At 34.9% G+C, this 17,859-nt stretch carries 19 protein-coding genes and 1 tRNA gene; 8 read left to right on the top strand and 12 right to left on the bottom strand.

Features of this window, described 5'->3' with window-relative positions; translation table 11 throughout:
* Positions 1-11 precede the first annotated feature (11 nt).
* The 6 genes from DSQ20_RS04650 to DSQ20_RS04625 all read right to left on the bottom strand — a co-directional run bounded on the left by DSQ20_RS04650 (position 12) and on the right by DSQ20_RS04625 (position 6,980).
* Positions 12-2,063 (bottom strand): hypothetical protein, encoded by a 2,052-nt coding sequence (locus tag DSQ20_RS04650; protein WP_179366212.1) that lies wholly within the window; start codon positions 2,061-2,063, stop codon positions 12-14.
* 187 nt (positions 2,064-2,250) lie between these two features.
* Entirely contained in the window at positions 2,251-3,279 is a 1,029-nt protein-coding gene (locus DSQ20_RS04645; protein WP_179366211.1) for a hypothetical protein, read from the bottom strand.
* The gene (locus DSQ20_RS04640) at positions 3,280-3,729 is read right to left on the bottom strand and encodes a hypothetical protein (protein WP_179366210.1); all 450 of its coding nucleotides are present in this window, start codon (positions 3,727-3,729) and stop codon (positions 3,280-3,282) included.
* Complete coding sequence (locus DSQ20_RS04635) at positions 3,719-4,324, bottom strand: hypothetical protein (RefSeq protein WP_179366209.1); 606 nt, start codon at positions 4,322-4,324, stop codon at positions 3,719-3,721. The genes DSQ20_RS04640 and DSQ20_RS04635 overlap by 11 nt, the downstream gene beginning before the upstream one ends.
* Entirely contained in the window at positions 4,314-5,519 is a 1,206-nt protein-coding gene (locus tag DSQ20_RS04630; protein WP_179366208.1) for a hypothetical protein, read from the bottom strand. The genes DSQ20_RS04635 and DSQ20_RS04630 overlap by 11 nt, the downstream gene beginning before the upstream one ends.
* 3 nt (positions 5,520-5,522) lie before the next feature.
* Positions 5,523-6,980 carry a hypothetical protein gene (locus DSQ20_RS04625; RefSeq protein WP_179364830.1) on the bottom strand — a complete coding sequence of 486 codons (1,458 nt, stop codon included), beginning with the start codon at positions 6,978-6,980 and terminating at the stop codon, positions 5,523-5,525.
* 75 nt (positions 6,981-7,055) lie between these two features.
* On the opposite strand from DSQ20_RS04625, the gene DSQ20_RS04620 reads away from it, so the two are divergent.
* Together DSQ20_RS04620 and DSQ20_RS04615 are read left to right on the top strand one after the other, a co-directional pair.
* Positions 7,056-7,538, top strand: a complete 483-nt coding sequence (locus DSQ20_RS04620) for a hypothetical protein (protein WP_179366207.1) — start codon at positions 7,056-7,058, stop codon at positions 7,536-7,538.
* Positions 7,535-8,320: a hypothetical protein gene (locus DSQ20_RS04615; RefSeq protein WP_179366206.1), complete on the top strand. Its 786-nt coding sequence runs from the start codon at positions 7,535-7,537 to the stop codon at positions 8,318-8,320. The genes DSQ20_RS04620 and DSQ20_RS04615 overlap by 4 nt, the downstream gene beginning before the upstream one ends.
* 226 nt (positions 8,321-8,546) lie before the next feature.
* Here DSQ20_RS04615 and DSQ20_RS04610 read toward each other — a convergent pair whose 3' ends face one another.
* Genes DSQ20_RS04610 through DSQ20_RS04600 form a run of 3 tightly spaced genes read right to left on the bottom strand, consistent with a single transcriptional unit; the run spans position 8,547 to position 11,228 of the window.
* On the bottom strand, positions 8,547-9,005 hold the full coding sequence (locus DSQ20_RS04610) for a Fic family protein (protein WP_179366205.1): 459 nt from the start codon (positions 9,003-9,005) through the stop codon (positions 8,547-8,549).
* 43 nt (positions 9,006-9,048) lie between these two features.
* The gene (locus DSQ20_RS04605) at positions 9,049-9,678 is read right to left on the bottom strand and encodes a hypothetical protein (RefSeq protein ID WP_179366204.1); all 630 of its coding nucleotides are present in this window, start codon (positions 9,676-9,678) and stop codon (positions 9,049-9,051) included.
* Positions 9,675-11,228, bottom strand: coding sequence for a hypothetical protein (locus DSQ20_RS04600; RefSeq protein ID WP_179366203.1), 1,554 nt, complete (start codon positions 11,226-11,228; stop codon positions 9,675-9,677). The genes DSQ20_RS04605 and DSQ20_RS04600 overlap by 4 nt, the downstream gene beginning before the upstream one ends.
* Before the next feature lie 75 nt (positions 11,229-11,303).
* Here DSQ20_RS04600 and DSQ20_RS04595 point away from each other — a divergent pair, with 75 nt between their 5' ends.
* From DSQ20_RS04595 to DSQ20_RS04570, 6 genes are read left to right on the top strand one after another with little or no spacing between them, the layout of a single operon-like run.
* Positions 11,304-11,678, top strand: coding sequence for a signal peptidase I (locus DSQ20_RS04595; RefSeq protein ID WP_179366202.1), 375 nt, complete (start codon positions 11,304-11,306; stop codon positions 11,676-11,678).
* Positions 11,678-12,217: a hypothetical protein gene (locus DSQ20_RS04590; RefSeq protein ID WP_179366201.1), complete on the top strand. Its 540-nt coding sequence runs from the start codon at positions 11,678-11,680 to the stop codon at positions 12,215-12,217. The genes DSQ20_RS04595 and DSQ20_RS04590 overlap by 1 nt, the downstream gene beginning before the upstream one ends.
* A gap of 58 nt (positions 12,218-12,275) precedes the next feature.
* Complete coding sequence (locus DSQ20_RS04585; RefSeq protein WP_179366200.1) at positions 12,276-12,734, top strand: hypothetical protein; 459 nt, start codon at positions 12,276-12,278, stop codon at positions 12,732-12,734.
* Positions 12,731-13,405, top strand: coding sequence for a hypothetical protein (locus tag DSQ20_RS04580; protein WP_179366199.1), 675 nt, complete (start codon positions 12,731-12,733; stop codon positions 13,403-13,405). The genes DSQ20_RS04585 and DSQ20_RS04580 overlap by 4 nt, the downstream gene beginning before the upstream one ends.
* 3 nt (positions 13,406-13,408) lie before the next feature.
* Positions 13,409-13,645: a hypothetical protein gene (locus tag DSQ20_RS04575; RefSeq protein WP_179366198.1), complete on the top strand. Its 237-nt coding sequence runs from the start codon at positions 13,409-13,411 to the stop codon at positions 13,643-13,645.
* On the top strand, positions 13,635-15,608 hold the full coding sequence (locus DSQ20_RS04570) for a serpin family protein (RefSeq protein WP_179366197.1): 1,974 nt from the start codon (positions 13,635-13,637) through the stop codon (positions 15,606-15,608). Before DSQ20_RS04575 ends, DSQ20_RS04570 begins: the two co-directional genes overlap by 11 nt.
* Before the next feature lie 437 nt (positions 15,609-16,045).
* On the opposite strand, the gene DSQ20_RS04565 is transcribed toward DSQ20_RS04570, so the two are convergent.
* The 3 genes from DSQ20_RS04565 to DSQ20_RS10690 form a co-directional block, all read right to left on the bottom strand.
* Positions 16,046-17,386 (bottom strand): tyrosine-type recombinase/integrase, encoded by a 1,341-nt coding sequence (locus DSQ20_RS04565; protein ID WP_179366196.1) that lies wholly within the window; start codon positions 17,384-17,386, stop codon positions 16,046-16,048.
* A 44-nt stretch (positions 17,387-17,430) separates the two neighbouring features.
* Positions 17,431-17,504, bottom strand: a tRNA-Phe gene (locus DSQ20_RS04560).
* A gap of 143 nt (positions 17,505-17,647) precedes the next feature.
* Positions 17,648-17,767, bottom strand: a complete 120-nt coding sequence (locus DSQ20_RS10690; RefSeq protein WP_255458370.1) for a DUF1104 domain-containing protein — start codon at positions 17,765-17,767, stop codon at positions 17,648-17,650.
* Between the last annotated feature and the right edge of the window lie 92 nt (positions 17,768-17,859).

The raw sequence follows: 17,859 nt of genomic DNA, 5'->3' as shown, positions 1-17,859 counted from the left end.
GTAAAATAGAATCAGTTCATTATCGCACTAACTGTCATCCATCCTCGCTCTAAGAGTTTGTGATAGGTAGGCAGCTCAACGCACGCAGGATATTCACCCCCAGGTTTTAGAATTGGCTTCCACACCTGTTTGCATACTAATTGATCATATGGTATTCCCATCTCAAATTGTTGTTTTGGTGGAACAAGAAAGCTCCGTGATTCCAAATCCTCAAGACTTACAATCATTATGTGCTTTGTTTTTTGTTGATCGTTGCTTGTGCTTACAACATGTACATCATAAGAACCAGAAGAAGCATGGTCTGCCCAAATTATTTCTACATCAAATGAACCATTTTCGTTAGCTTGAACTTGTTTGAATTTTTTCATTGAGCTTGTCTTAGATTCTACAATAACATGTATAATGTCATCAGGACTTGATTTGCCGAACACAAGTATTGGTTGAGAGGGCAAGTAAGACTGTTTGTCAGTATTTAATTCTAAAGAGTCAAAAGATGTATTGTTTTGAACGTGTGATTGACGTTTAAGTAAATTTACTAAGGGAAGTGATTTTGATTCCATGTGTTGTGATAATTCATCATTAACTAAATATTTCACTCCTACACTTCGGTATGTAGTTTCACTCTCTGATAATGTAAGTTTGGTAAAAGAATCGCGAGTTGTCACTGAGAGCATTCCCTCAAACAATCCCGAATCAGGATCTGTCTCAGTTAATACCGCATACACGCCATCATCATCATATGAGTAAAAATGAACATCTATTGTTTCGATGACAACAGGAGATTTGTTCTGAGATGGATAATTTACAGTAACAATTCCATTTGCGTCATATGGACTGGTTGACTCGGTCCAGTGAAACTGTATGGCAGGATATACCGAATATGTTCTATTTACAAGTAAGTGTTGTGGAGGATCTGGATCGTCATCATGTGTGAATTGGCCATGGTAGCTAGTTATGGTGTTTGAATCAATTTCAAACGATACAGAAATATTTTTTGTAGACGAGTTGGCCTCAAGAATTCCATCATGTGGTCCTGTTCCGCCTGTTTTGTTAACTCCGTGTTTTACAATCATTACTTGCCCCTCAAATATTCCTGTGTCTGGTCCTGTTTCAACTAGGGAATAGTCATTCAATGTACTAAATTGCGAATCTGTGTGTATTGCAAAAGGGAACAGCATTTTGTTTGGCTGCAAAGTCTCAACGACACTTGAATCTTTGTTATCAAGCGGAGACACCACATGAATATTTACTGAATCTCCCCATGTGTACACCTGCTTGTCTAAAACAGCATAGGGAATCTGGTAAACAGATGGAAGTTCAAACTTTTGATTTGGTATCTCTGATTGTTTTTTGTTTGCTTGTTCTATGATTTTGTCTGTTTCTGCCAATGCATCACTGTCAGTTTCAGATGGATAAATTCTGCCTACCTGTGTTTTTAATTCACCTGGCGTTATGTTTCCGGAATCATCAACAGATACTTTCCATTGTACAAAAACTGCACAGACCTCATCTGCAAGCCAGTTTGATCTATCTGATTGAAACAATACTGCATTAAGACTGTACTGACCGGATCCCAAACTGTATGCGCTTGGAGAAACATTCTTGCTGTCTCCTGTGAGAAATAGTTTGTAGTTTTGCTCAGCCATATTTTGAGATTTGTCATTTGTTTCAAGGTATATTGCCATTTGATCATAGTCTTGGAACAGTTCTCCTCTTATCTTTGCAGTATCGTTTCTAAAATCCAATAGGTATGATTCTTTGTCCTCGATTCCATTGTTGTCTGGAAGCTGGATTTGCATGTAATGATACTTGCCAGAGTCAGTTTTTCCCAAAATAATGAAAAAATGATCATCCATACCATCAATGTCAAGTGAATTGGCAACATGTACCGTTGGATTTGGCGTTATCGAATCACAGGAAAGGTCATCTAGAATAGTATCAAATTTCAAGGAGCCTGCATAATAATCATAGGTGTATGATTCTGCAAAAATTTGCGGGGTAAATGATATTGCAATGAGAGCTAGAACAGATAAAGATCCTGGTACTAACAATTTGGAATTCACACTAATTTTCCTCATAAAAATTCCAAATGGGTTGTTTTTAAGAATTACGCATAAGTGTTTTTTTATTAATTTCTCAAAATCATACAAATATTTTGATAAGTAGATTATTTGAGTCTAAAAAATCAAGAATAACAGTCAAAAGTTTTGTTTTTATTTTCCATGTTTTTAAATTATGACGCATGATATGTTAGAAAAACATTGTTCCCTTTTTGAATAAAAGATAGCCTACGATTGTAGCTGCAACTGTAAAGATTATTGGCAAACCATAAACCATTGCAAATGGAACATCTCCAGTTGATGTAACTGCAAATCCTTCTGGCGGTAAAGGTCTGACTCCAAGAATTTCAATCTCATCTAATGTGTCAAGTGCAGCAAACCCCGCAATCCGTATATTTGCAGAGTCAGCAGGAAGTATCGTTGTTACTTTATAGTCTGCATCTGCCATGAAGGATTCAGATGTTTCACTCTTAACAGAATTACCGCCATACAATCTGTTGGCATCCAAAGAATATTCAGTGATTACAATTCCTGACGCATCAGAATCAAGTCCAGTAGGATCAAACAAAAAATGCCAGTCATGTAATTTAGTATGCAGTATGTCTTCTGCATCTAAGATGTTGTCAGAGAGACTGGATATCACTTTGGGATGAGGCAACATTATAGAGTACAACTCTGGTTCTTTTTCCATTATTGCGGATATTGGTAAGTTGATATCATATCCGTCAACTAAAACAGGCCCAGTTATGCTCAGTCCCCTCCAGCCCATGTCTATCAACACTGGTCTTGATGCATCTGAGGGATATGACAAGATATAATCCGACAAGGTTCCAGTTAACACGACAAGATAATCAATTGAGGCACTATTGCTTTCTCCTCGAAGTTCTGCCTGATACACCACAGACAAATCAGAAATTTTGGCATTTGAGCCATCTTGTGATATTTTTTGGTTTAGTCTTGATGCAATTTCAATGCTGTCATGAGTTAAGGGATCTGCAGTCTTTCTGATTGTCCAGTTTTTGTCCTTTAGTATGTCTTTGATTTTACCTCCTTCATCATATTCCATGTTAATTGTTGCATGATATTTTACTGTGAATCTAGATTCTGAATTTTGTGGGTTTATGTTGACAGCAAATTCAGCTGCATCTGCATTAGATAATGTAAACAAACTTGATGTAAATACGACTATTCCAAGTATTATCAGAAATTTAGCCTTCATTTAATTTTCAATTCCTTTAAAATCTAGAATTACTGTCACAAATCCATTTTTGTCATGAGTAAAATCAGAGAATGTCATGATTCTATTTGTATCGTTTATTTGGAAATATTCAAGATAATCTCTGCCCACTACAGTAACATCTATTTTATCAAGATCTAAATCTTTTGGAACAATAACTGTAAAATCAGTTTGGTTATTTGATGTGTGAAATAGTTGAAGTTGGTAGTCAGTTGCATTTTTGTTCTCACAGTTGTTTGTGTCTTGCAATTTTAAATGTACAGTGTCATGTAATGTGCCATTGATTATTTTATAATCAAATTGTTTTTCATGTTCACAAAACTTCCAGATAAATATTCCTGATTCTGTTTCAACAGCATCAATATGTGGAATAAACACAAGCAGTGATAAAAATTCAACAAATGTAAACATAATCAATAGCTTAGTTTTCATTGTTTCTCAATTCCGATATGTTCTTGATGCATTCATCCAAGGCATACTGGTTCACTCCCCACGGAAGACCTATGGCATTTATGAATATGCCTTCATTGTTCCATTTTTCCTCAAATGCATTGGAATGTCTTTTTAGATGAATGACTATTGTGTCAGTGCATCCGATTTTTAATAGTTCTTCTGGAATTTTCCACTTTGGCGTGTGCTCTATTATTTTAAAATCCCCGACAGACAATTCATCATCACCATATTCACTTGACACTATGCTGTTGTACCCAAATTCACATGCTGGAGCACAAAGATGTATGCATCCTCTTGAGAAAACTAAACGCCAAGGATTGTAGAACTCTTTTTCTCCGCATAGGTCTTGGCAGGTATTTCTCCCACCCAAACTTTCACAAGTTGGGCCATCTGGATAAATTCTTGAAATATTACACGTATTAGAATACCAATCCCACTGTCCCTGTAGAGAATTGCATTCGTCGCTGATTTCAAATTTGTCCAAGTGAAAGACAAGAAAAACTTGTGGAAATACAACAGATGTTGGAATAAATGCAATTACTGCAATAATTATGATTTTATATCTAGTCTTCATTTTCTAACTCCTTTGGGTTTCTTTCCAACAATTCCTCCACACATCTATCAAAATCATATACGTTGATGTTATTCTCAAGACCAATGTCTTCAATTGCATAGTGTACATTTCTATCAAACATTGACGAATATTTTACCAGGTGTTTTATCATATCCTCAGTACAGATTTCTGGAATGTCAAATCCTAAAAATGCAGGATGTCTGTTTTCAGGACCACTCCATGTTTTATCAAAATTATCACATTCAACAAAAACCCAGATCATGGACTTGATATCAGTTTTGGATTCAAAGGTAAATTCTACACCGTGGGAATCTTCTTCTGAATCATAAACCAAGTCAATATTTGTGTTGACGATTTCAGGATTCTTTACATATCCATACCATCCCCATTGGAGTAGTTTCTGCGATGCAGGACAATATTCACGAACGATAGAACCAGAATCCTGAATTGTTGCAGAATTAACAGAATCAAAGGCTTGAGCATATCCACGATGAATTAATTCTTTTAGCGCATACCCAGATGCACAAAATGCCGTTCCGTCGGATGTTTTGTAGCTTCTATATAGATCAAAATTACATTTTACATGTTCAGGTTTCACTCCATCTAATTGTTGGGTGCGAGGTGAAGTGCGAATTATTTTACAATGTTCATCTACTTCGGCTCCACGAATACCTGTACAAAGCAATTCACCTAATTCATTAAAAATAGGATATTCAGTAACATCCAAAGTTCCACCAGAAAGATTTTCTCTAATGTCTATTATTGCAGACTCAAACCATCCACTTTTGAACGATATTGGTTCATCAAACCCAGATGTTCCGACAAATGAAACGTTTAGAAATATTTTTTCGCTTGGAATTTCTGAATCAACAGTTATCGTTCCAAGTAGTCGTACAATCGAATTGCGATTTATTCCCTCTATTGGTTCAAATTTCACATGTACATATGGTAAAGCCTCTTTGGGACTGACATCTATGATTGGTTTGAAATTACTTAACGAATAAGGACCGTCTGCATACTGAAACTTGATCTCAATTGTTTGTGGACTATTTGGAACAATAGCTTGAGGTACTCTCTCAAAGATCGAATTGCCATAAAATAGATTTTCAGAAGCAATCACATTAGGCATTAACGTGCCTGTAAATCCAATCAGAAGCAAGCCCATTGCAAGCAATATCAAAAGCCTAGTTTTCATTTTCTAGTTCTTGTACGGTGCATTACAATAGTATTCTTCCAAAGCTCCACGTTCATAGCCCGAATCTCCAACTACCAAGTACCTTCCTTCTTTTTCACAAACAGGAAATGGTTTAAAGTCAGTTTCATCCCAAAATTTCAAAACAGGATAAAAGGAACCAAAAGAAGGACAAGAATGCACGATTTTGTCTTCATACACCAAGTCATCAGGAGTATGATCGTTGCCAATTTCTTGTTTTAACAAATACACCTCTAGGGTTGGATGTGTGCAAGGAATTGCATATCCTGTTTCAATCAGAGTAAATGTTGGGCGTTCTCCAAATTCCAAATTTCTAGTAAAATCTTTAATTCTGATATTTAATGATGGAATATTGTTTGGTGATTCCTCATATCGAATCTTGATGTATTCACGTTTTTCATCAGAGGTTAATTTTTCAGAGTCTACTGCCTCCATGATGTTGTTGATTCCCAGTTCTCTTGCTTTTTTCATTACATCTGATTCATCTTCTGGTTCTAGTTCTGGTTTAAGTTTAGTTAAAGCCCATCCTCTCTCAATTAGTTTCTGTTTTGTTGATTCTGTCACACAAGCGGGAAAGCTGTTATATTTTTGAACTAAAACTAATTCCTCTCTGCATTCTATTTCATCAAAGGAAATTCCTGACTTGAATTGTTTTAATAGTGACAGTACAGATGAATAATTTTTGGAGAGGATATTTTGTTTTATCTCCATTCCCAATGTATGTCTGGAACCCATTAAGTTGTCAAATTCGAATCTATAGTTACCTGCTTTTGCTGGGGTAAATGTCCAAGTCAAAGTATGGTATGGCACACATGGCTCCAATACAATGTTTGAAATCTCAGAAAAAATATACAAAGAATTTGGATCATCAATATTTTTTATAGTCATGCCAAAATCAATTTTTTTCTCAACAGGAGTAGGATTAGAGATATCGTGCGTTATCAGAATTTCTTTTCCTGTCACAAAGTCACGCGTTTTGTTTTCTTGGGATGCTTTTACTGACGGGCCAACACCACCAAAAACCCAGTGTTCTTGAGGAATATCGTTTGCAAAAATATCACATGCATCCCATTCAGATTCTACAGACCTTGTTGTTGGATGTATTGACAAAATATCCGAATACTTGTCATATCCAACATAATTGCTTGTAAGGAAAAACAAAGCCCTGTCCCCCACATGAAAAACCTCATTTCCCAATCTTGAAAATACTGTATTTTGTCCTGATGCAACAATAACTTGTGAATCTTGTGAGTTCTTGAGGAATTTTTCAACTTGGATGTGATAGAGACTGTGTGTTGGGGAGAATGTAGAGTTTACAGAAATTATCTTGCCAACTACAATGGTGTTGCTAAAATCAAATATTTCTTGAGAATCAAAAGGAGGTATTGCAAAAATAGTCCCGACAAATCCAATTAAAACAAGAAAAATCACAAAATACTTCATACTGTATGAAATTTCATCTCATCATTGAAAAGTACTTCGAATCTTTTATGAATGTCATATTTGAAGAAAATATGGTTGAAAATTCAGATTTTGATAATATTTGCAATCATTACATACACTTCAATTCTAATGTATGCCGATTTTACATATGCGCAAGGAGGTTCAATTAATCTGGATCCAGACTTGTCACCTAGCTATGCAAGCTATGAGCAACAGATTTTCAACAATCCGAATTCAATCTTTGTTGCAGTTCCGATATTGTTGGGAATTATTTCACTATTGCTTATAATTCCACATTTAATCTTGAAAAAGAAAAAAATTTCCAGCAGACCATACATAGTATTGATATCTGCTGCCATCATGTTGTTTATTGGAATCCCAAATTTCATTCAGGCAATAATGATATTGTTTATACTATTGATAAACAAACACCTGTGGACTGGTGAGTATCTTTTAGCTACGGTTCCTTTTATGATACTTGGTTTTATTCTTGTAGCAGGAGGAATAATCCTGTTAGCAAAATCCAAACTACTCCAAAATTTTATATGGAAAAAATGAAAACTAGAACTAAAATAATCATCCCACTGATTTTCTTTTTGAGTTTAATTTTATTTTTTGCATACTTGACTGATAATGGATTTAATTCTCATGAAGGAATGGGATTAGTTTATTTTTCGGATTATCAATTACAAAAAGAACTTGAATATGAGTACATGCAAGGAGTCGAAATTGTCTCACTAACTGATGATGATCTAAAAGAGGTTCCAAAAGTAAAAGAATTGATTAACAAAGCACTATCTAAAGAATTTCCTAAAAATAAGGGAGGAACAGCATCGATATCATATGAGCAATTAGATAACTTTCAACTTCAGTATGCAAATATTTTGGCAGAAAAGTATTCGAGAAATTCTACTAGTTTCTTTGAAAAACAAGATGTATCTGAAAAACAATTATTGTTAGAACCTTCTTTATATTTGCGTCAGTTTGAAGCATATTATTTTGAATATGAGAATAAACAATACGGAATACAACCAACTAGAATGTATGTTCCAAATTTTGAAAAACCTGACACATTTTATCTCGAAGTATACAAAACAAATGGACCACTGCGAGAAAAAGATCACACTTGGGCTGATTTGACGGACAAAGGATTAGAAATTGAACCATTAATTATTGCAGCTATTGATAATATTGGTAAAATTGAAGAGAATATTGAAGTACAAAACTCAATGTCAAGTGCTGAAGTTGACAGATATCAAAAATGGTATGAACAGAATATCACTTCTAACATTTTTGAATATGATGGAAATTATTTTCGTATTGGGTTTTGGATTGCATAGAAAATGAAAACTAGACGCCTTAAGAAGAGATAAACAATCAGTTTAGTCCCATCATCAAATTCATAAATTATTCTAGATAGCCCCAGTTCAAATTTGTTCTACCACGCATGGTGTATGGGATATAGTCAAAGCTTGAGATTTTGCACTATTTTTTAGAAATTAATTGTCAGTCGCAAGATCATCTAATAGTTTAGAGTATTTCTCGATGAGTTCATCAGTTATTCTCTCATGTTTTGGGCTCATACTTGTTTACCCTTTTTGAGATATATAAAAACAACTGCTTCATAATAGTTGGGTCAAGGTCATGTTGATGTTTCTTGATCTCACTTAGCATTTCTCTTAATTCTGTATTTTCTTCTTCTGGACTAATGTCTAAGTCATAACCATTATCGCGCAGAAATGTTCCTGCTGCAATAATTGATGTTCTCCTATTGCCATCAAAGAAAGCTTGAGTCCAAGGAATGGCAGCCATTATGGCAGCAGCTTTTTGAATCAAATCTTGCTCTATGTTTCCAGAAGTACCATATTCGCTTACTTTAGGGAATACACGAGCAAGATTTTGAGGAATAATCTCAATGTAGACTTTTTTGCCCGTTCTTTTCTTTTCTCTTAAAAGAATTTTTTTATTTGTTTCAATTAGAAAATTTTCATCGATTTCCATTACAATCTCATCATCTAATGTCATGATTTTCATACAAATTACAACATTATAACCTCAACTCTAAGCGTCACTTTGAAAATCTAGATCCTGATGTGAAAAATCTATTTTTAATTCTCTCATAAAATTTGTAAGCCATGATTGCTCCTGGAATTATTAAAATAACAATCCAAATAGTTTCCACAGTTATCCAATCAAAATGAATTTGTTTTTCCATTCCATCAGCTGTTCCACTCCATGTGCCAATGCCATTTCCAGTGTCCCATACGTGAAGAGTGTTTGATGCCAGAATTATCATCGTAGTTAATGCAAGATAAGATGCCACAACAGTTACAATGGTGATCACCAAAGATTTTTTATCTCTACAGGCCATATGTTTGTGGAACATAAATGCCACAAATCCTGCAACCACTCCCACAATTACTGAAGCCATCGGCCCTAACACATCATGAAAAGGAACTATTAAGACTGCAGCTGAAATCACACTCAAAGGAATTCCTTCTACTTTGATACCCTTTGATACCCATGCAAACAAAGACCAAGATATCATGGAAAAAACAATCGAGATTAGCCAGACAATACTGCCACTAACTGAAAATCCATCTATCATAACTTGATGTCCCATGTGATGTTGGAGTAGCGGAATTAGTGGAAATAAGACTAGACCGACTGCAACAATTATCAAAAGTTTGGCTTTCATTTTCTCTCATACTGATTGTTTTTAACACCAAACATGTTTTCGACTTTGTATGTGTCAATTATTTCACCAGTGATTGCATCAACTACAAATGTAGAATAATCAAAACACATACGGCATTCTCTGTAAGATACTTCCCATGCAACATTTCCGTGCTCTATCCTATTGCTTGGCATTCCAAGATAGTCTTTTTGCAACTCAGCATACCAGTTGGGAGTTCGGTAAAATCCTTCATTATCAAATCCTGCAATCTGCGTTGGAAGTCCGGTGTTATTGTTTATGTTTAGCATGGCGTTGCCATAAGAATCAACATAAGCCAAATTAGCGGTAATTCTAAAATCAGGGTTGTCAGGATCTCTTAAAACAAGATTTGTCGTATCGATGAAATCATCGACAATTTGTAATACATCCTTTTCATCTTTTAGTTTTGAATTAAAATTATTCACAGTTTCTGGTAAAGAATATTCCGTATAGATATCAGTTGACTTGTCAGCCCATCCTCTATCCCATAGCTTGCTTGCCACATTGTAAGAGATGCAGGCAGGTGACTTGTCATGTTTTACAAGAAGATACAATCCATCCTTACACGATACATCGTATGGAAAAATTCCGTTTTCTACTTGTTTTAGGGGAGAAAGTTTTGCTATCTTGTCTCTTTTTTCATCGACTATTGTTTTTGATTTGCAAAATGGAGGCAAATCGCCGTCCCCATGCATCGGATCTCCCTGAAGATAACTCAATGTAAGTGGCATCTCAATTGTTTTACTGTCAGGTATTCTCATCCATACATTGTAAAAACAATCATCGCGCGTAACATGTGGAAATAAATCACTAGAGTCGTTTGTCATGGCAAAGACTTCCAAACCGTGACTTGGATGATGTAAATCGTTATGATCAGTGTAAGGATAGTTTCGCGGTATCTTTACTGCAAAAATAGCCCATTCATTTGCAGAAATTTGAGCAGTGATCGTACCGGCATCAGTTTTGAAATTTGTAATTTTTCCATTTACTGCAATGTATGGAATCTTAAATGTTTGAGATGGTTTCGGAGGATCTGACCTATGGTATACCCCTTCCATGAATGCCTCATTCCAGTTTGTGTTGTAAAACGGCAGAGGTTCAGATGTTGGACTTTCGTTTACAGGGCTGTCTATTAAACGGGTTCTGATTTCTGTAATGTCGTAAGTTGTATTATCTATACTCATGTAGATTCGCGTGTAAGAGTTATCAGTCATGTTTGTTGCATAATGTATCTCAAAGGTTGGAAGATCCATGTCACAATTTTCGGAATACGGACTAGATTGAACACCAGTGGATACTATCTGAAATGAATCGTTTTCTGTTAGTTGCCTAAATACTGGATGGTTCTGCGCTTTGAATTTTGCCAAATCATAAAGAGGCTCAAAGAACCCTCCACTGTTGTCGTATCGTTTTTGACATTCTTCGGGGGTAAGCCCTGCCCCTGCGTCTTTTGAAAAAACTTGTTCTGCAGATACTTCATTTAGAGAAAACGCAGATAACAAAATCAAAAAGAAAATCACAAAATACTTCATACTGTATGAAATTTTATATCATCATTGAAAAGTCCTTCGAATCTTTTATGAATGTCATATTTGAAGAAAATGTAGTTGAAGACTAGAGCTAAAATCATTTTCGTTGGTGTAATTATTGCATTGTCCATAGTTGTTTTTTCTCTTATTGATGCAGAATATGTGTCAATTTACAGAGTATCAACTGGAAGCATGAGTCCTGCCTTTGAAGTTGGAGACATAGTATTGTTGGACAAGAAAATCGCCTTTGATGATTTACGAGTTGGCGATGTTATTGTCTTTGAGAGACCTGAAGGTGAATACAGAATCATAATTAGCAGGATTATAGATATTGATTATACTGAAAACCAAAAAACAATCACCACAAAAGGCGATGCTAATCCGGCTTCAATTCCGGGCACAAACTTTCCAATTATCAAAGACAATCTCATTGGAAAAGTAATTGAGAAGTAATGAAAACTAGACTATTGATAATTATTGGAATATTTTTGTTAGTATTTACATTCACACTTCCTTCTGTATTTGCAGATTGTTCATTGGATAGTGACTGGCAAGAAAAGCCTTGTTTGGACATGCCACCATATGACAAGTCAGAACTTGTGCAGATATGGGATCAGTACTATCTGATGAAAGGGCAGAAATGGATGGAGATGAAAAAGGCAGAAATGGATTTTGCAATAGAAAATCAAATTTTGGAAAAATGGCTCTCATTTGACATTCCAACATCTCAAAATTTTCAAAATCACAATGTCTATTTTTACTATTTTCTCAATGATCAGGTACCTATAGTAGATGGATACTATTCAGAGCAATTGCTTCAAAACGAAGACAGAAATTCCAATTTGGAAAGATATGCAGGTGATCAACCCGCAGATAACCTGTCAACTGTGATTGTAACATATTATCACATCAGCAATGGGGGCTTGTTTGTATTGTCTGTAATTTTTGGAGTTGGCATTATTGGATTTGTGATTTGGAGAACTAGAAAATGAAAACTAGATACAAAACATCAGAAGCACTTTTCAATGATGAGATGAAATTTCATACAGTATGAAGTATTTTGTAATTTCGAGTGTAATTATTGGAATGATTATTTTTTCTTTTAATATTTCTTACAGTTTTGCATCTTGTATAGAAAACGAAGATTGGTCTGATGCCCCGTGTATGGATAATTTCCCAATAAACAGAGCAGAATTTCAAAGGGATTGGGCACCATACTATGATTACAAAGGTTCAGAATTAATGGAATCAAAATATGTAGAAATGCAACAGGCAATTAATGATGGAACTTTTAACAAATGGAAGAATAATCGTGAGAACTCAAATGTGTATTACTATTATCTTTCCATAGGTGATGTTACAAATCAACAGCCAGATCGTTTTGTTTTTGATGATGAAATTGAAAAACATTTTTCTTTTCCATTCTATTTTGTCATTACACTTGCCAGTATTTTTGTAATCATAATTATTGTCATTGCAGTCACATTTATGAGTAAGAGAAAAAAATGAAAACTAATCTCAAAAACACAATTTATGCAATTTCATCCATTGTAATCATTCTTCCTGCAATTTTACTTATCAGTGATTACATTTACTTTCAAGAACCCTTGTCAAGAGTTGCCCTATACCCTAATGATCCAAAATGTGACAAAGAATGCGTACAACAAGTAAATGATGCCTACAAATGCGTAGAGGTAAAACAAAATGAATTTGTATGCAGGGCAAAAAGAGGTAATGTAATTGGTGATTCTGATGTACACTATCGTTCTGCAGGACCAATTTCATATGGCGAGATTGTAGGATTTCCTGAAGGCAAACCTGATGTCCAATGGTTTAATGTTGCAAACATAAAGATAATTGATAAAAATTCAAAAACAATACAGGTGGATTTTACCGAATCATCTGATATCGAGATTCCTCCAAATATCACTTACACTGCAAGATTAACCCCAAATGACACCTATCTCTCATGTGTAAATCCTTGGAAATCAGTACATCTTGTGCGATATGTTGATCTGTATGATTTTGAAAACAAGACATATGCTGAATTTTGGGGACTTCACCCATTTGCTCCTCCAGAGTTATTTCCATGTGATATCCCAAAAATACTGGAATATTCTCTGAGGACAAATTATGATGATATCTTGTTGCCACAATATGAAGAGTTTGGATTTGATTAGAAAATGAAAACTAGGATTCTAATCTTAATTCCAATTGTAATTATTTTTCTAATCATTGGATTGGTGATCTATTTTGACTATTCAAAACTAACAACTCCAATTAATGGAATTCCAATAGAGGGATACTGTGATCAACTTCCCAGTCCTTTTTGTACTGAAAGACCATTAGATTTGGATTTTTTTGAATATCTACAGTATAAAATATCTTCATGGAATGGATTGAATAACAATGAAAACTAGACTCTTGATAATTTTTGGAATTCTTACAAGTCTTCTAATTGGTGTTCCAAACTCTGATGCCTTTTTTGAAGAAGGTATGGTAATTGAAGTTCCCGGACAGATAATGGATATCTCTAACGACGTTATTTCTCCAGAACAAACCATGTTTGTCAATGGAACTTTTAATCAATCTGTAGATAACTTCACTGCAAATATCTTCAAAGACTATGAAGATTCTAGTAAACTAGTTCTAACCTTATCTCCTACCTCAAATGAATTTGGAAATTTTAATTTCAATTTTACCATTCCTCAAGACTGGGAATTTGGAAATTATCACATTGTTTTAGAAAATGGTCTCCAATTCATGAATTGGGAATTTACTATAAGAAAAAATCACACTGGAATTTCGCTTGATAGGACAGTTTATCCTGTACCTTGGGAAACAACATCTCCACTAAAACAGATCAAAAAAGGCGTTGCGTTAATTGACATTCAATGTCCGGATGAAAAACATCCTGTTTACAAATACAATAGAATGAGAGTTGCATGTGTCTCAGAAGAAACTCAAAATGAATTATGGAATAGAGGTTGGGCTACAATGAGATTGTCCATGTCCGATGATGATATCTCACATGCATTATGTAACAACTATGAAGGAAAATGGCATCCAGAATATGAAGGATGTAGAGATGTAACTGTTCTTCAATGTTCTTTGATGGGAGGAAAGTTTGTCGATAACCTCAAGATATGTTACAATGACATTTGTCCTGAAAACAGGACCTATACAGTATGTGTAACTAATTTTGATAAACTCGATTCTCACATAGTTTCAGAACCATATCCAATGAATTTTGATCCAGCAGATATCAAAGAGCATATAGATGCAAACAATCAATTTGCTATTGACTTTTACTCAAACCTAACACAAAACGACAGTGTAAGTAATGTTTTCTTTTCACCTACAAGTATCTCCACTGCATTTTCCATACTGTACGAGGGTGCACGTCAAAACACTTCACAAGAAATTCAAAACGTGTTTGGCTTTCCAGAAGATGACAACATAAGAAAACAAGGATATCTGTCATTACACCAATCAATTAACAAAAAAAGCAATACAGACACTACTGTATCTATTGCAAACGCATTATGGCTTGCAGAAAACTTTGAACCACTTGCAGAATATATCAATACTGCAACAACATATTATGATAGTACGGTAAGCACTGTAGATTTTGTATCCGATGAAGGAGTAAACAAAATCAACGAGTGGGTTGATAATAAAACACAAGGAAAAATACCAGACATTCTAAAACCTGGCTCTACTGATTCTAACACAAAAATGGCAATTACAAATGCAATATACTTTAAGGGACTGTGGGAGTACCAATTTGATCCTGAAGATACCTACGAGTCTGAATTCATGATTGACAAGGACAATTCCGTGAATATGCAAATGATGACTTTTCCTCACAAGATGCAAGTCAACTATACCATTACTGAAACAATGGAAATGATAGAACTGCCATACAGGAATGGCACCATGTCTCTATTGGTTATTCTACCAAATGAAATCGATAATCTCAGAACAGTTGAAAAGTCCATCACAATTGATAATCTAAAGATGTGGAAAGATTTTCCCACAATGAACAGAGGAATCAACATCCACATTCCAAAGTTCACTTTGGAAACTGAATATGATTTGACAAAAAGCTTGCCTGACATGGGCATGCCTACTGTGTTTAACCCAGTTCATGCAGACCTTAGTGGAATTACAGGTTACAAGAGCCTGTACGTATCACAGGCAATTCACAAGGCATTTGTTGAAGTAAATGAAAAGGGTACCGAAGCTGCAGGAGCTACTGTAATAGTTACAGATGAGTCAGGGGGACCAACGTTCAGGGCAGACCATCCTTTTATCTTCATTATTCAGGACAATGAAACTGGAAACATTTTGTTTATGGGAAGAGTTGTGGATCCTACATAGAAAATGAAGACTAAATTTTTGATATTAATTGAACCTTGTACTAATGATTAAGGGTTATTTTGATTCAATAATCTAAGATGGTGTAAATGTTCAGACCTGTGCAAGTTTTTGTAACTGACAATGATCATAAATCACGGTCGATTCATATCCTTTTTATCGCAAAATTCTTTGTAGAGTTCGGTAATTTTCAAAATTGTTATTTTAATTCTTTTTCCAACTCAAAAATAATCAATTTTGATAAGACATTAGGCACGGAATCTTGTCACAAGCCTTGTCACAAATTCAGATTTTTTGTTCCTAAATTGTGACGTGACAGACAAAAACCCTATAGCTTTCCTGTCACGTCACATCGTCACAAACCAAAAACAATAGTTTGCTAAAAGATTGTAAACCACGATAAATACCAATTAGATGCCATGTAGGGCACATGTCAAGTATTACTTGGAATAGTTATTGCAAAATTCTTTGTCCATCAAATCAAGGCGTTTTACAAGTAATTTGTTTTCTTTGTCATACATTTTCTCCAATTCTACAAGAAAGTTTTTGTTGTATTCTTCTATCTTCTGTTTTACCATTGATGCTAAATTCTCTTTAAGATCGTCTACTTCTTTTTTGAGGTTTTGTCTTTCCTCCACAATTTTCTCTTCATTTTCTAGTGCTGTTTTGAGATCCAAAATTTTACCACATTTTGAACAGATTTTAGAGTCAGGATCATTATACATTTCACAAATATGGCATTTTATTGGTATATCGGGTTTTAGCTCCTCTTTTTTGGCAATACCATAATGATCAAAGATTGCACTCTCCACATCAGAGTCAACTAAATGGACATAACGGGCAGGCATCTTACTATCTGCAGTCCATCCATGTCTTTTTCTCATTTGTGCCTCTGTCAAAAAATTCGCAGTCTTTGTAGCTTCAGAGTGTCTAAACAAATTAAGATATACACGTTTTGACATTTTTGCATTTTTGACTCGTCTGAGTATCATTGCCCTTGCCCCATGATATGACATTGGTTTTCCGTAATCGTCTGAATCAATCATTATCCATAATGGGGCTTCTGGTTCGTTTTTGTTTGGATGGTTTCTAATGTATGCCAAGAGATTTGGAACAGAGCGGATTAGTCTGACGGGTCTTGCATATGTTTTGCCAATCACATTAATGATTATGCCATGTTCATCAGTCTTTACGTCTTTGATTCGAAGGGAGAGGGTTTCGCCAGGTCTGGTGCCAGCTTCTGTATGAACATCAATAAATGCCCTGTCTCTTGCGTTATCTCCACAAGACTTGAGTAGTCTTTCCAAATCATCATCGTTTAGCAAGTCCTCTCGCGCTATCTTGTCTTTGACACGTCTTAGTGTGATTCCTTGAATTTCATAAGGGTCAATTTCATGTGGGTTTTTGTTTCTGTTTCCAGTTTTCATCCAACGGTAAAATATACGAAGAATCTTTTTCATATCAAAACTAGTGTTTGACTCTTGCCCCTTTTCATCAGAATATGTCTCCATTATTTTGTATACGACATCATCAATGTCTGAACGCAGTGCATCCTTCCAGTCTTTGTTTAGCATTTTTGTTTCAGTTAGTAATGTGGAAAGATGCTTGATTCGTGTTGCTTTAGCTAAAGGAATTCTTACCATTGACTTGTCATAATCTTGAAATAGTGTTAGATTTCTTTTTGATAATTCTTTTTTTGCTCTAATGTGGATTAGATCTAATGTATGATCATAATCATGAATATCCCATTGTTTGCTTTTTTGTTGGGTCTTGGTACTCATTAGACTATACCTATGCGCAAAAGGTATTTGAACATAAAGTTAGATGCCAGCGGGGGGATTTGAACGCCCGACGGCCCGGTCTTCAGCCGAGTGCTCTCCCAGGCTGAGCTACGCTGGCACAACAAATTTGCTTTAGCTTGAGGAATTAAAAGTTGTCTTTATCATCAAACATAGTAAAAATACACAAGATTATGACGGAATGATCTAAAATTAAACAATTAATCAAGATACAGATGCAACTAAAATCAATAATATGTAAATTTAATCAGAGGATAATTTTTTCAGCTTATTTTGAACTGCTTCTTGTATTTCCTTTTCCAATTTTTCTTGTTCTTCTACCAACATTTTCTTCATTGCCTTTTCGACATAATTTTTACCCATTTATCTTCAACATACTATGAAATAGGTAAGAAATAAGGACATCGAATTTTTCATGAGAATTTTAATGCCATTATGGCAATTTATGCAGTACG

This window comes from Nitrosarchaeum sp. AC2 (genome assembly GCF_013407385.1).
Taxonomy (GTDB): Archaea; Thermoproteota; Nitrososphaeria; order Nitrososphaerales; family Nitrosopumilaceae; genus Nitrosarchaeum; species Nitrosarchaeum koreense.
The sequence above is the reverse complement of the archived record's forward strand: the minus strand, read 5'-3'. Positions and strand labels throughout refer to the sequence as shown.